Origin of the sequence: Gordonia sp. ABSL11-1 (assembly GCF_030315685.1) — a bacterium.
Lineage (GTDB): Bacteria > Actinomycetota > Actinomycetes > Mycobacteriales > Mycobacteriaceae > Gordonia.
The window spans coordinates 1-12,746 of record NZ_JASXSI010000036.1 but is presented as its reverse complement, the minus strand read 5'-3'; the positions used below and the strand labels follow the sequence as shown (position 1 = coordinate 12,746).

Annotated in this window: 14 protein-coding genes; 11 read left to right on the top strand and 3 right to left on the bottom strand. The window is 67.5% G+C overall.

All coding sequences use genetic code 11. The annotated features are described in order from the left end of the window. The first annotated feature begins 34 nt into the window (after nucleotides 1–34). From QSJ19_RS24755 to QSJ19_RS24725, 7 genes are all read left to right on the top strand, one after another. On the top strand, nucleotides 35–1,501 hold the full coding sequence (locus tag QSJ19_RS24755) for an aldehyde dehydrogenase (protein WP_286323702.1): 1,467 nt from the start codon (nucleotides 35–37) through the stop codon (nucleotides 1,499–1,501). 52 nt (nucleotides 1,502–1,553) lie between these two features. Then, on the top strand, nucleotides 1,554–2,300 hold the full coding sequence (locus tag QSJ19_RS24750) for an SDR family oxidoreductase (RefSeq protein WP_286323701.1): 747 nt from the start codon (nucleotides 1,554–1,556) through the stop codon (nucleotides 2,298–2,300). Continuing rightward, nucleotides 2,297–3,205 (top strand): NAD(P)-dependent oxidoreductase, encoded by a 909-nt coding sequence (locus QSJ19_RS24745; protein ID WP_286323700.1) that lies wholly within the window; start codon nucleotides 2,297–2,299, stop codon nucleotides 3,203–3,205. Before QSJ19_RS24750 ends, QSJ19_RS24745 begins: the two co-directional genes overlap by 4 nt. After that, entirely contained in the window at nucleotides 3,202–3,597 is a 396-nt protein-coding gene (locus QSJ19_RS24740; RefSeq protein ID WP_286323699.1) for a carboxymuconolactone decarboxylase family protein, read from the top strand. The genes QSJ19_RS24745 and QSJ19_RS24740 overlap by 4 nt, the downstream gene beginning before the upstream one ends. Then, nucleotides 3,594–4,985, top strand: a complete 1,392-nt coding sequence (locus tag QSJ19_RS24735) for an alpha/beta hydrolase domain-containing protein (RefSeq protein ID WP_286323698.1) — start codon at nucleotides 3,594–3,596, stop codon at nucleotides 4,983–4,985. Before QSJ19_RS24740 ends, QSJ19_RS24735 begins: the two co-directional genes overlap by 4 nt. Next, nucleotides 4,985–5,650: a PaaI family thioesterase gene (locus tag QSJ19_RS24730; RefSeq protein WP_286323697.1), complete on the top strand. Its 666-nt coding sequence runs from the start codon at nucleotides 4,985–4,987 to the stop codon at nucleotides 5,648–5,650. Before QSJ19_RS24735 ends, QSJ19_RS24730 begins: the two co-directional genes overlap by 1 nt. 276 nt (nucleotides 5,651–5,926) lie before the next feature. Then, nucleotides 5,927–6,520: an MDR/zinc-dependent alcohol dehydrogenase-like family protein gene (locus QSJ19_RS24725; protein ID WP_353507176.1), complete on the top strand. Its 594-nt coding sequence runs from the start codon at nucleotides 5,927–5,929 to the stop codon at nucleotides 6,518–6,520. 94 nt (nucleotides 6,521–6,614) lie between these two features. Here QSJ19_RS24725 and QSJ19_RS24720 read toward each other — a convergent pair whose 3' ends face one another. Beyond that, complete coding sequence (locus tag QSJ19_RS24720) at nucleotides 6,615–7,190, bottom strand: CGNR zinc finger domain-containing protein (RefSeq protein WP_286323722.1); 576 nt, start codon at nucleotides 7,188–7,190, stop codon at nucleotides 6,615–6,617. Between the two features lie 96 nt (nucleotides 7,191–7,286). Here QSJ19_RS24720 and QSJ19_RS24715 point away from each other — a divergent pair, with 96 nt between their 5' ends. Together QSJ19_RS24715 and QSJ19_RS24710 are read left to right on the top strand one after the other, a co-directional pair. Beyond that, nucleotides 7,287–8,459 (top strand): epoxide hydrolase family protein, encoded by a 1,173-nt coding sequence (locus QSJ19_RS24715; protein WP_286323696.1) that lies wholly within the window; start codon nucleotides 7,287–7,289, stop codon nucleotides 8,457–8,459. A 72-nt stretch (nucleotides 8,460–8,531) separates the two neighbouring features. Continuing rightward, nucleotides 8,532–9,455, top strand: coding sequence for an amidohydrolase family protein (locus tag QSJ19_RS24710; protein WP_286323695.1), 924 nt, complete (start codon nucleotides 8,532–8,534; stop codon nucleotides 9,453–9,455). Between the two features lie 6 nt (nucleotides 9,456–9,461). Here the strand turns inward: QSJ19_RS24710 and QSJ19_RS24705 are convergent, their stop codons facing one another. Together QSJ19_RS24705 and QSJ19_RS24700 are read right to left on the bottom strand one after the other, a co-directional pair. Next, nucleotides 9,462–9,749 (bottom strand): DUF2277 domain-containing protein, encoded by a 288-nt coding sequence (locus tag QSJ19_RS24705; protein WP_187588645.1) that lies wholly within the window; start codon nucleotides 9,747–9,749, stop codon nucleotides 9,462–9,464. A 17-nt stretch (nucleotides 9,750–9,766) separates the two neighbouring features. Then, complete coding sequence (locus tag QSJ19_RS24700) at nucleotides 9,767–10,735, bottom strand: NADPH:quinone oxidoreductase family protein (RefSeq protein WP_286323694.1); 969 nt, start codon at nucleotides 10,733–10,735, stop codon at nucleotides 9,767–9,769. A 49-nt stretch (nucleotides 10,736–10,784) separates the two neighbouring features. On the opposite strand from QSJ19_RS24700, the gene QSJ19_RS24695 reads away from it, so the two are divergent. Next, complete coding sequence (locus QSJ19_RS24695; protein ID WP_286323693.1) at nucleotides 10,785–11,480, top strand: class I SAM-dependent methyltransferase; 696 nt, start codon at nucleotides 10,785–10,787, stop codon at nucleotides 11,478–11,480. A 530-nt stretch (nucleotides 11,481–12,010) separates the two neighbouring features. Further along, complete coding sequence (locus QSJ19_RS24690) at nucleotides 12,011–12,676, top strand: hypothetical protein (protein ID WP_286323721.1); 666 nt, start codon at nucleotides 12,011–12,013, stop codon at nucleotides 12,674–12,676. Nucleotides 12,677–12,746 lie beyond the last annotated feature (70 nt).

Sequence of the window (12,746 nt, the reverse complement as noted above, 5' to 3'; positions counted from 1 at the left end):
AGTCCAGACACCTGTCCAGATGGAGTTCCAGACCATGCCTCTTCGCCCCGCCTCGTCGTCTGATCTGCTGATCGACGGCAAACTCACCGCCGGTGGCGCCGGCACCTTCGACGTCGTCAACCCGGCCACCGAGGAGGTGATCGGGCAGGCCGCCGACGGCACCGCCGCCGACATGGATGCCGCGATCGGCGCCGCACGGGCAGCCTTCGACACCACGGACTGGTCACGCGATCACGCTCTGCGTGCCCGCTGCCTCCGTCAGCTCCGGGACGCCCTGCTCGCACACGCCGACGAGTTCCGCGACATCACCGTCGCCGAGGTCGGCTGCCCCGTCTTCCTCACCCACGGACCGCAATTCGAAGGACCGGTCCGCGATCTGGGGTACTTCGCCGATCTGGCCGAGACCTACCAGTGGACCAGGGACCTCGGCGAGGCGAAGCCGATGGGACTCAAGAACACTCGCGAGGTGCGGTTCGAGGCGGCCGGCGTCGTCGGCGCCATCACGCCGTGGAACTTCCCACACCAGATCAATCTCGCCAAGATCGGCCCGGCACTGGCGGCCGGCTGCACGGTGGTCCTCAAACCGGCCCCGGACACGCCCTGGTGCGCGGCGTTGGTGGGCAAGGTGATCGCCGAGGAGACAGACTTCCCGCCCGGTGTGATCAACATCGTCACGTCCGGCGACCACGCGCTCGGCGCCCAACTGTCCACCGATCTGCGCGTCGACCTGGTGTCGTTCACCGGCTCGACCGCTACCGGCAAGAAGGTCATGGCGAGTGCGGCCGAGTCGCTGAAGAAGGTGTTCCTCGAACTCGGCGGCAAGTCTGCCTTCATCGTCCTCGACGACGCCGACCTCGCCTCTGCCTGTTCGATGGCCGCCTTCAATGTCGTCACCCACGCCGGTCAGGGATGCGCCATCACCACACGCCTCGTCGTGCCGCGCGAGAAGCTCGACGACGCGATCTCCGCCACCCGTGACTCGCTCGCCGGTCTCGCCGCCGGCGACCCGACCGACGGTGGAACCATCTGCGGCCCGCTGATCTCCGCGACACAACGCGCGCGTGTCGAGTCCTACATCGAGCTGGCGAGGTCCGAGGGCGGCACCATCGAGATCGGCGGCGGACGCCCGGCAGACAAGGACAGCGGCTTCTTCGTCGAGCCCACGCTGATCTCCGGGCTCGACAACTCAGCACGGGTCGCGCAGGAGGAGATCTTCGGGCCGGTGCTGGTGATCATCCCCCACGACGGCGACGACGACGCCATCCGCATCGCCAACGATTCCCCGTACGGCCTCTCGGGCGCCGTGTGGGGCACCGACGCCGCCCGAATCGACAAGGTGGTCAACGGGGTTCGCACCGGAACCATGGGCATCAACGGCGGCATCTGGTACTCCGCCGACGTCCCGTTCGGCGGATACAAGCAGTCCGGGATCGGTCGTGAGATGGGCGTCGCGGGCTTCGAGGAGTACCTCGAGTCGAAGGCGGTCGCGACACCGGCGTAGCCCGCTCCCTGAGGCACCGGACAGCACACCACCCACAACAGAAAGCAGCACAATGACTTCCGAGAACCGTTCACGTTTCACCGGCAAGACCGTCATCGTCACCGGCGCCGCCGGCGGGATCGGTGAGGCCTACGCGCGCGCACTGGCCGCCGAGGGCGCCAACGTCGTCGTCGCCGACCTCAACGACGAGGCCGGCAAGCAGGTCGCCGCCGACATCGGTGGCCTCTACGTCAACACCGACGTCTCCGACGAACAGTCGGCGCAGGCACTGGCGACCGCGACCGTCGACGCCTACGGGACGATCGACGGCCTGGTGAACAACGCCGCCATCTACGGCGGGATGAAACTGGACTTCCTGATCACCGTCCCGTGGGACTACTACAAGAAGTTCATGAGCGTGAACCTCGACGGTGCTCTCAACGTCACCCGCGCCGTGTACACGCACATGACCGAGGGTGGCGCGATCGTCAATCAATCCTCCACCGCCGCATGGCTCTACAGCGGCTTCTACGGCCTGGCCAAGGTCGGGGTCAACGGCCTCACCCAGCAGCTCGCGACCGAACTCGGTGGCCAGAACATCCGGGTCAATGCCATCGCGCCCGGTCCCATCGACACCGAGGCCACTCGGTCGACGACGCCCAAGGAGATGGTCGCCGACATCGTGAACCGACTGCCGCTCAAGCGCTTCGGCACCCCGGAGGATCTCGTCGGCATGTGCCTGTTCCTGCTCTCGGATGAGGCGAGCTGGGTCACCGGCCAGATCTTCAACGTCGACGGCGGGCAGGTCATCCGCTCATGAGTTCCGACGCCGCCGCATCCAACGCCGGCGGGGCCGATGCGCCGGTGCGGCTCGGGTATATCGGCCTCGGCAACATCGGCGGCCCGATGGCGGCCCGGTTGGCCAAATGGGACGGCGGACTCACCGTGTTCGACCTGTCCGACGAGGCTGTCGCGAACCTCGCCGACCAGGGTGCCGCTGCAGCCGGCTCACTCCGTGACGTCGCCGCGGCCGCCGACATCATCGGCATCTGCGTCCTGAACGACGAGCAGGTCCGCACCGTCGTCGCCGGGAAGGGCGGACTGCTCGATGGCGCCGTCGACGGCACCGTCATCACGGTGCACTCGACCATCTCGCCGCAGACCGCGATCGACCTCGCAGCGGTCTGCGCCGAGCGCGGTGTCACGCTGCTCGACGCGCCCATCTCCGGTGGCGCGCCGGGAGCCGAGCAAGGTCGCCTGGCGGTCATGGTCGGCGGTCCGCGGGAGGCCTACCAGAAGCTGAAGGAACCGTTCGGACTGTGCGCCGACATGATCGTCCACGCCGGGGAGGAGGTGGGCACGGGCACGAAGATGAAGCTGGCGCGCAATCTGCTGCATTTCATCTCGTTCACCGCCGCCACCGAGGCGTCCCGGCTCGCCGAGGCGGCCGGGATCGACATCGCGAAACTCGGCAAGGTCGTCCGCCACACCGACGCCATCACGGGCGGCGCCGGCGCGATCATGTTGCGCGACACCACCGCCGAGATCGACCATGACGATTTCTGGTACGGCATCTTCACTCACGTGCGAGCCTTGGGAGAAAAGGACCTGTCACTCGCGCTCACCCTCGCCGCGGACCTCGGCGTCGAGTTGCCCCTGGGTAGCCAGGCCTACACCGATCTCGCGCGCGGGCTGGGCGTACCCCATCAGGAAGGAGATTCATGACCGACCCCGACACCCCGACACCGCAGTCCGAGGAGCGTCGTCGCGGGCTGGAGATGATGTCGCAGGTCTATGGCTGGGAGATGTCCGACGGCCCGGGACTGCATTTCGCGCACACGGCGGACCAACTGTTCGCGCAGGTCTGGACCCGGGAGGGGTTGTCCATCCGCGACCGCAGGCTGCTGCTGCTGGGTGCGTTGGCCGCGGGCGGTCAGGTCGACGTCGCCGAGATCCAGGCGGGTGCCGCACTCGGCAACGGCGAGTTGACGCCCGAGCAGCTGGAGGAGATCGCCCTGTTCCTCTGCTATTACGTCGGCTGGCCCATCGGGACCAAGATGAACATGATGTTCGGCGAGGTCAGCACGAAGTACCGCAAGTCGCAACAACCGTCATGACGACTGTGACGTTCCGCGAGATGGCCGGCGGCGCCGGGTGTTCGATCATCAGCGCGACGCCCGGTCCGGACCTGGCCGCACATGGGTACGGAGAGAACGAATACGCCGCGGCCGGTACTGCGGAGCGTCACGCGTGGGATGCCGACACCGTGGTCGCCGTCGGCTCCGCCGACTACACCACCCGCATCCTGGTCCGCCGTCCTCTCGCCGACGACGACTTCAACGGCACCGTCGTCGTCGAGTGGCTCAACGTGAGCAGTGGCGCCGACGCCGCCCCCGAGTACACCTATCTCGCCGAGGAACTCATCCGCGGCGGCTACGCCTGGGCCGGGGTGTCCGCGCAGTACACCGGCATCGAGGGTGGTGAGGGATCCGTCGACGGGCTCTCGACCGGGGGGGCGTCGGGCCTGGCGGCAAAGGATCCCGACAGGTACGCGGGCCTGGACCATCCCGGGGACGCCTACTGCTACGACATCTTCGCCTCGATCGGCGCGGCGCTGAGGTCGCCGACGGATACCGATCATCCACTGTCCGGTCTCTCGGTGCGACAACTGCTCGCCGTCGGGGAGTCGCAGTCGGCGATGGCCCTGACCACCTATGCCCGCCACTTCGTGGGCGATCACGACGCCTTCGAGGGCATCCTCATCCACTCCCGCGCCGCCGCGGGCATGCCATTCGGCGAGGTCGGTCGGGGCATCGACATCGACACGGTGTTCGGCGCCGAACCCGTCACCATCCCCGCGTCGGTCGGCATCCCCGTACTCACCGTCCAGACGGAGACCGACGTCCTCACCAACTTCCTGTATGTGCGCTCCCGCCAGCCGGATTCGCCCCGAATCCGGACCTGGGAGGTGGCCGGGACGTCGCACGCCGACCTCCACCAGATCGGACCGTACGAGAACCTCCTGGGGTGCCCGACACCGGTCAACCGCGGCCAGCAGCGCTTCGTGCTGCGGGCCGCGCTGCGCCACTTGGCTTCCTGGGCGGCCGGCGGCACAGCGCCCCCGTCGGCACCACCTCTGGAGCTGGACAACGCGGGCGATGCACGTCGATTCCTTCTCGACGAGATCGGGAACGTCCGCGGCGGTGTCCGCAGCCCCTCCGTCGACGCCCCCACACAGGTGCTGAGCGGTATCGTCGCCGGCGACGTCCACCGCATCTGCGTCCTGTTCGGCTCCACCACACCCGCCGATCCCGAGGCGCTCGGTCGGCGCTATGCCGGCGCCGAAGACTACCTCGCGCGGTACCGTGCCGCGACAACGGACATGATCCGCGCCGGGTTCGCACTCGACGACGACCGGGATGAGATCCTCGGCGACGCCCGCCCCGACCTCGTCCCCGCATCTGTCGACTCGACCGGCAGTCCGGTCACCGGAGGTCAGTACTGATGGAGTTCACTCTCGAGGACATCTCCGACGAGGAGATCGCGCGACGGCGTGCACTCTATGAGCCGCTGACCGACTCGGTACGGCAGTTGATCGACGCGGTGATCCGCACCGAGGTCGACGACGACACCGTCCGCGACGTCCACCGTCTGGTGGACACGGCCGTGGAAACGCTACGCGCGCAACAGCTCGACGGTGCCTACGGCGTGCGGTTCACCTCCGACCTGCAGGGGATGCCGTGGGGCAACGCCGTGATCGGTATGCGCAACGCGATCGCGCCTCCCTTGCACACGGTGCGCCACGACGACGGCACGGTCACCGCCGACTTCGTGCTCGGGGCGGCCTACGAGGGGCCGTCGGGGTGCGTGCACGGCGGTGTCGTCGCGTTGGTGCTCGATCATGTGCTCGGGGAGGCGGGCAGTGCCGACAATGTCCCGTGCTACACCGGCACGATCTCGCTCCGGTATGTCCGGCCCACACCACTCGGACCGTTGCACGCGACGGCGGTCATCGTCGAGCGGGCGGGACGCAAGAAGATCGTCCGCGGTTCGCTGGCCGATGTGAATGGCGAAACAGTCACCGCGGAGGGCACATTCATCGTCCCCAAGGACTGGGACGGACCGATGCCGCACAAGGTCACCGCCGTCGACAACAGCGACACGGGATAGTCGTGCGTGCCGCCGTGACCGCCGCGGGATCGTTCGCGATCGCCGACGTCGCCGACCCCTCTCCGGGGCCCGGCGAAATCGTGCTCGCCGTCGCGGCGACCGGAATCTGCGGATCGGATCTCCTCGACCGCACCCTTCCTCCCGGACGGGACGATCATGGGTCACGAGTTCGCCGGTGTCGTCGTCGCCGCCGGGGGTGACGTCGAGGCGGACTGACCCGTCGGTTCACCCGTGGCATCGATGCCGGTCATCGGGTGCACCCGGTGCCGAGCGTGCGTGACCGGCGACATCGCCCACTGTCCGGATGCGGAGGCGCTCGGCCTCGCCTCGGGCGCGTTGGCGGAGTACGTACGGGTCAGCGCTGCGTCGAGCCCACGACTCGACCTCCTCGCCGACCGAGCACCCGTCGTCATCGAGGATGCGTCCCTCGCCGAGCCGATGGCCGTCGGACTCCACGCCGGGACACGGGCGCAGGTGGCACCCGACGATCGCGTTCTGGTTCTCTGGCGTCGGCCCCGTCGGACTGGCTGTGCTGCACTGGTTGTCACGAGTGCCGACCGGACGGATCGTGTGCTCCGATCCCCGCGCAGGGTCGCCGGGCTGCTGCGCTCGAGGTGGCGTGCACGGCACCGTCGTGATCGCCGGCGTGTGCATGAGCGAGGACACCGTCCCCCGGTCGCCGGAGTGGTCAAGGAGACGACGATGCATTTCGTCTCCTACTACACCAAAGCCGAGTTCGTCGCGGCCGGACGGGCGGTCGTCACCGGTATCGTCGACTCGTCGCTGTTCGTCACCGAGCATGTCGGACTGGGGATGTCGGCCGGGTGTTCAGCCAGCTACGCGGTACGAACGACCAGCGGACGGTGCTGATCACGCCGAGGTAGTATGCCACGGCCTGTCGGCGAGATCGGTGCGCGTCCACCTCGCGAGTTCGCCACGACGGAACCGTTCCCCGGATCGGGCGTCACCCGGTCGTGTGGGCAGTCTCGCGATGGTTGTCGTTGTAACGCGCCTTCTTGTGCCGATTCCCGCAGGTGTTCATCTCGCACCACTTACGGGTCCGGCTCTGACTGGTGTCGAAGAACGCGGCACGACAGGTCGGCGAGGCACACAGAGCCAGTCGCCCTGAGCGTTCACCCGAGATGATGGCCACCGCGTCGGCAGCGATGACACTGAGTGCATCTTCGACCTCTGGCGGCGAACCCAACTGCCACAACCGCTTCCGCTCGGGCGTCAACACGGCCGCGGCCCGGCCCTGCGCGCTGCATTCGTTGATGACGCGTAGCGCGTCCGCGGGCAGGGCATCGGCGGACGCCGCTGCGGTCGCCGCCGCGTGAATGCCTTCCCGCAGCTCACGTGCACTCTCCAGCTGAGCGTCCGTGCAGGATTGCACTGGCAGACCGCTGACCACCAGCCAGTCCATCAGACGCCCCGGGGTCGGGATACGCTCGACCGGATCGCCACGACGTTCGGTCAGTGTCGCGGTGAAACTGGTCGCCAGCTCGGTACCCAGCCGGAAATCGGGGAACTCGCCTCGCACAGAACCACCATAGCCGGTTGTCGAGATCACTGTCCGATGGTAGAACCGTCTTAGACGGTTCATGGACGACATGCCCGTCGATACCGAGGAGGTCACATGGTCTCGTCCAGTGACGGCGTCGAGCCGTGGGAAACGCACACACCCGAGGCCGACCTCGACGATCTACGCACGCGTCTGGCCGCGGCGAGATTCCCTGAGCGCGAGACGATCGACGTCGCGAACTCTGATCGCTGGCGGCAGGGGGTTCCGCTCGCCGACCTCGCAGAGACCGTCGACCACTGGCGGACGGACTACGAGTGGCGGTCGTTCGAAGATCGACTCAATCGGATTGGCCAGTACCGCACCACCATCGACGGGCTGGACATCCACTTTGTGCACCGCAGTTCCTCCCGCCCCGACGCTGTGCCGCTGATTCTCACGCACGGTTGGCCGGGCAGCATTGTCGAGTTCATCGACCTCATCGACGAACTGGCGGAGCCCGCTGACGTGGGCGCCCAGGCGTTTCATGTCGTGGCACCGTCTCTGCCCGGCTTTGCCTACAGCGGCAAACCGACCAGAACCGGTTGGGGAGTCGGACGAATCGCTGCGGCGTGGGTGGCTGTGATGGACAGGCTCGGCTACAGCACGTTTCTCGCCCATGGTGGCGACTGGGGCGGTGTGATCACCACTGTTCTGGCCGGCAGGTTCCCAGATCACGTCCTCGGCATCCACACGACGCTCGTCCAGGCGCCACCTGGGCTCTCCACGGACGGGCTGACGCCCTCCGAGCGCCGATGGGCCGACGACACCGAGAACTTCTATCTCCACCGCGGCGCCTACGCCAAGCAGCAGGCGACTCGACCGCAGACCATCGGCTACGCGCTCGTGGATTCCCCCGTCGGGTTGCTTGCGTGGATCATGGACAAGTTCGCCGAATGGACCGATACCGACGACACTCCGTTCGAGACGATCCCGCGAGACCGACTTCTGGACGACGTCACCCTGTACTGGCTGACCGGTACCGGCGCGTCCGCCGCTCGGATCTATCACGAGAGCCACGGGGGCGTCAATGCCGTGGATCCGCACCTGGGTGTCGATGTTCCGACTGCCATCTCCGTCTATCCCGCCGACATCGAGAAATGCCCATATCGTTGGGCGCGCGAACGCTTTTCGCGCATCGTCAGGTGGACCGAACCGCCGGCCGGAGGACACTTCCCTTCTCTGGAGGTCCCTGGCTATTTCGTCGACGATCTCCGATCCGGCCTCACGGCGGTACTCGCCGCAGCCTGATCCGACACACGATGGTGCGGCTGCGGACCAATCGATCGATCGCATGGGCGACACTGACGTAGCGTTGGACAGATGTGCGACGATGCCACGGCTTCCGCAGGCCCCCGTCCCTTCAGCTCCGACGAGGCCGCATCGGTATGCGAGGTGTGGCAGGAGCTCGGCCTTCCCGGTCTGATCGATGTACACACCCACTTCATGCCCAAGTCGGTGATGGACAAGGTCTGGGCCTACTTCGCGTCGGCCGGCCCGCTCGTCGGCCGGGAATGGCCGATCACCTACCGCGCCGACGAGGACTCACGGGTCGCCACCCTGCAGGGCTTCGGCGTCCGCGCCTACTCGTCCCTCGTGTATCCCCACAAACCGGACATGGCGGAGTGGCTGAACGGGTGGGCGGCCGACTTCGCCGCCCATCACCCGGATTGCCTGCACACGGCGACCTTCTACCCCGAGGAATCGGCCACCGGCTATGTATCGAAGGCGATCCAGCGCGGCACACGGGTCTTCAAATGTCACATCCAGGTCGGCGACTACTCGCCGCTCGATTCACTGCTCGACGGCGTCTGGTCGCAGATCGCCGACAGTCAGGTGCCGGTCATCATCCATTGCGGCTCCGGGCCCGCCCCCGGCCGCCACACCGGCGTCGAGCCGATACGGGCTCTGCTGCACCGCTTTCCGTCGCTGCCGCTGATCGTCGCGCACATGGGCACACCGGAGTACCTCGAGTTCCTCGAGCTGGCCGAGCGCTACCCGAACGTCCGTCTCGACACCACGATGTCGTTCACGGACTTCTCCGAGGCGGACGCGCCGTACCCGAAGGAGGCGCTCGGCCGCGTACGCGACATCGGCGACAAGATCCTGTTCGGCAGCGACTACCCGAACATCCCCTACGGCTACCCGCACGCCCTGGAGGCGTTGATCCGGCTCGACCTCGGCGACGACTGGCTACGCGGCGCGTTCCACGACAACGCGGCGGCGCTGTTCGACGTCACGAACTGATCCGGGTCAGATCGCGGGAACCGACTCGCCGCGCGCCACCATCCGTGCACGGACCTCGGGGCGCCGGAGCGGCGGCACCGTCTTCGGTGGCTGCCGCCGCTCCGGCAAGGCGTCGAGGAGCTCATGCGTGGCGTCGGTGACCTTCTGCACCGCGGCCTCGAACGCCTCGACGTTCGCCGCCGACGGTTGACGCACGCCGCTCACCTTGCGGATGTACTGTCGGGCGGCCGCCTCGATCTCCTGATCGGTGGCCGCGGGCTCGAGTCCTCGCAGTTCGGTGATGTTGCGGCACATGGTGCGCTCCTCTGGTCTCAGTCGGCGATCGTGACGACCGCCTTCCCCAGGATCCGCCCTTCGGCGAGATCGGTCAACGCCGTCGGCAGTTCGTCGAGCTTGTAGGTGACGTTGACCAGAGGTCGCATACCCGCCGCGATCATCTCGGTCAGCTCGTCGTGCAGCAGTTCGGGTACGCCCGGATGCGTGCGGACGTATTCACCCCACGCGGCTCCGACTACGGCGATGTTCCGGAAGAGCACGCGGTTCAGCTTGACGCTGGGGATGCCGCCGGCCGCGAAGCCGATGACCACGTAGCGGCCGTCGGGTGCCACCTGGCGCAGCGCCTCGTCGAAGACATCGCCGCCGGACGGGTCGATCATGACGTCGACACCCTCGGGGGCGATCTTCTTGAGCTCGGCACCCCATCCCTCTTCGAGCTGGATGATCTCGTCGGCACCCGCGTCGCGCAGCAATTCGTCGGCACCTTTGCGGTGGACGATGGCGATGACCTTGGCGCCCATGGCTTTCGCCACCATGATCGACGCCGTGCCGACACCGCCGGCGGCGCCGAGCACGCCGACGACCTCGCCGGGAGCGGTCTGGGCGCGGATCTTCAGCGCGAACAGGGCGGTCTGGTAGTTGATGCCCATGGCCGCGCCCTCGTCGAAGGTGAGCCCCTCGGGCAACGGCAGCAACTGCTCCGGCGCCGCGGCGACCTGCTCGGCGAAACCACCGACGACGGAGGCGACGAGAACCTTGTCGCCGGCCTTCACCGATGAACCCTCAGGTGCCTCACGCACCACTCCGGCCACCTCGGTACCGGGAGTGAACGGGGTGGGCACGCGCAGCTGGTACTTGCCCTGACTCATCAGGAGGTCGGGGAAACAGACCCCGCACGACTTGATGTCGACGAGGACCTGACCGTCGGCCGGGGTGGGGGCCTCGACGTCGTCGAGGGTCAGCCCCGCGGGCCCGGTCTCCGAACTGAGCACTTGTGCTTTCATACGGATCACCCTACGCGGGCGCGGATGCCCACCGGATAGGATCTGCCTCATGACTGCATCGTCGGCACGCACCCCCAACGCCCCGTCGCCGGAACGCCTGCGCGTCGCCGAGGAGACACCGGGATTCATGCCGCTCGACGAGGCGCAGACTCTCTTCGAGATCGCCGGTGAGTATCTGTCACAGTCGAATTCGACGCACGTGGGTGTGGAGATCGGAACCTACTGCGGTAAGTCGACGGTGTTCCTCGGCGCCGCCGCAGAAGCGTGCGACGCGACGATCGTGACCGTCGATCACCATCGGGGTTCGGAGGAGCACCAGCCCGGGTGGGAGTATCACGACACCTCGCTCGTGGACCCGCACACCGGCACTCTCGACACCTCGGCACGGTTCCGGCGCACCATCTTCGACGCCGGCCTGGAAGGCACCGTCATCGGCATGCTCGCCGGGTCCACGATCGCCGCGAAGGTCTGGGGCAAGCCGGCCGACGTCGTGTTCATCGACGGCGGCCACAGCATGCAGGCCGCGCAGAACGATCTCGACGGCTGGGCTCCCTGGGTGCGGATCGGTGGCGCGCTGCTCATCCACGACGTGTTCCCGGATCCCGCCGACGGCGGTCGGCCCCCGTACGAGATCTATCGCCAGGCGCTGGCGACCGGCCAGTTCACCGAGGTGCGCGCCGAGGGGTCGTTGCGTGTCCTGCGCCGCGACGGCGGCGAGGTCGGCGTACCGCTCCCCCACGCATAACCCACCCACCCCGCGCCGCCCGCCGCCCCGCACCCGCCGCGCCCGCCGCGACGCGCCCACGGTTCCTCCGCCACTTCTGTGTTCGTCCCCTGGTTGCAACAGGCGGACGAACACGGAACCGCCGGAAGAACATCGAGAGGTGGCCGGAGTCGAGAGCTGGGGCGGGCGTGCGGGCGAGTGGCCTGTGGATAAAGGTCGGGCGGTGGGTCGTTTCGGGTGCATCATGACGAGCCATGGACGACCAAACAATCGGTTCCGACGACCTTGTCTATCGTGCACAAGCAATTGCGGCGGGTCTCACCGACACCGGACTACGCAGCGACGTAAGGAAGGGAGTCACAGAGCGAGTCTGGCGAGGCGTGTACCTCCCGACGACCGGCGAATCCGCGAAGTCGCACACCGCCAAGCTCGAGAGGTACCGCACGACCGTCATCGCGGCGACCCACTATGGGGGCCCCGGCCGCACGGCAAGCCATGAGTCAGGCGCGGCGATGCACCGAATTCCGATGCTGGAGCCAGATCTGACAAAGGTGCACTTGACCTCGTCGAGCACCGGCAAGACCCTGACGCGCGGCCTGATACACCAAGCCGCGTTGCGCCCTTCTGACATCGTCGAGATCGACGGTATCCCGGTCACCTCACTCGCCCGAACGGTGTGCGATGTGGCGCGGACCGGTTCGCTCCGTCAGGCTGTGTGTGTCCTCGACTCCGGCCTGCGCCTGGGTATCACGGAAGACGAGCTCGACGATCAGATCGCCCGACTTCGCCGTCATCATGGCATCGCGATCCTCCGTTCAGCGGCGTCGTTGGCCAACGGGCTCTCAGAGAGCATCGGCGAATCGCTGAGCAGGCTCGTCATGGCGGACAATCCAGCGATACCTCCCCCCGAACTCCAGGTGTCGATCCTTGTGAACCTCAACGGGGAGAAGCACGTGCGAGGCGACTTCGGCTGGCGGGATGCCGGAGGCGCACTCCGGGTCGTCGGAGAGTTTGACGGACGGTTCAAGTACCACCGGTCCAACCCGTTCGGCGATCGATTGCCCGAGGACGTGATCTACGACGAAAAGCTCCGCGAGGACGCGATTCGCGCGACCGGCTCACGAGTCGTCCGTTGGACTTGGGCTGATGCCCTACGGCCGAAAGTACTGCACGCCAAGGTCATCGCGGCTCTCACCAGCGCTGGAATCCTCGCCTGACTGCTCCTCCCCCGGTTGTGGGGGGGGGGGGGGGGGGGGGGGGGGGGAGCCCCCCCCCCAACCCCGCGGC

What these genes read in the sequence shown, in the direction of transcription:
- QSJ19_RS24740 (WP_286323699.1), top strand. Translation starts at nt 3,202, where the DNA reads ATGACCGACCCCGACACCCCGACACCGCAGTCCGAGGAGCGTCGTCGC.
- QSJ19_RS24730 (WP_286323697.1), top strand. Translation starts at nt 4,985, where the DNA reads ATGGAGTTCACTCTCGAGGACATCTCCGACGAGGAGATCGCGCGACGG.
- QSJ19_RS24750 (WP_286323701.1), top strand. Translation starts at nt 1,554, where the DNA reads ATGACTTCCGAGAACCGTTCACGTTTCACCGGCAAGACCGTCATCGTC.
- QSJ19_RS24755 (WP_286323702.1), top strand. Translation starts at nt 35, where the DNA reads ATGCCTCTTCGCCCCGCCTCGTCGTCTGATCTGCTGATCGACGGCAAA.
- QSJ19_RS24695 (WP_286323693.1), top strand. Translation starts at nt 10,785, where the DNA reads ATGACTGCATCGTCGGCACGCACCCCCAACGCCCCGTCGCCGGAACGC.
- QSJ19_RS24745 (WP_286323700.1), top strand. Translation starts at nt 2,297, where the DNA reads ATGAGTTCCGACGCCGCCGCATCCAACGCCGGCGGGGCCGATGCGCCG.
- QSJ19_RS24710 (WP_286323695.1), top strand. Translation starts at nt 8,532, where the DNA reads ATGTGCGACGATGCCACGGCTTCCGCAGGCCCCCGTCCCTTCAGCTCC.
- QSJ19_RS24715 (WP_286323696.1), top strand. Translation starts at nt 7,287, where the DNA reads ATGGTCTCGTCCAGTGACGGCGTCGAGCCGTGGGAAACGCACACACCC.
- QSJ19_RS24705 (WP_187588645.1), bottom strand. Translation starts at nt 9,749, where the DNA reads ATGTGCCGCAACATCACCGAACTGCGAGGACTCGAGCCCGCGGCCACC.
- QSJ19_RS24735 (WP_286323698.1), top strand. Translation starts at nt 3,594, where the DNA reads ATGACGACTGTGACGTTCCGCGAGATGGCCGGCGGCGCCGGGTGTTCG.
- QSJ19_RS24700 (WP_286323694.1), bottom strand. Translation starts at nt 10,735, where the DNA reads ATGAAAGCACAAGTGCTCAGTTCGGAGACCGGGCCCGCGGGGCTGACC.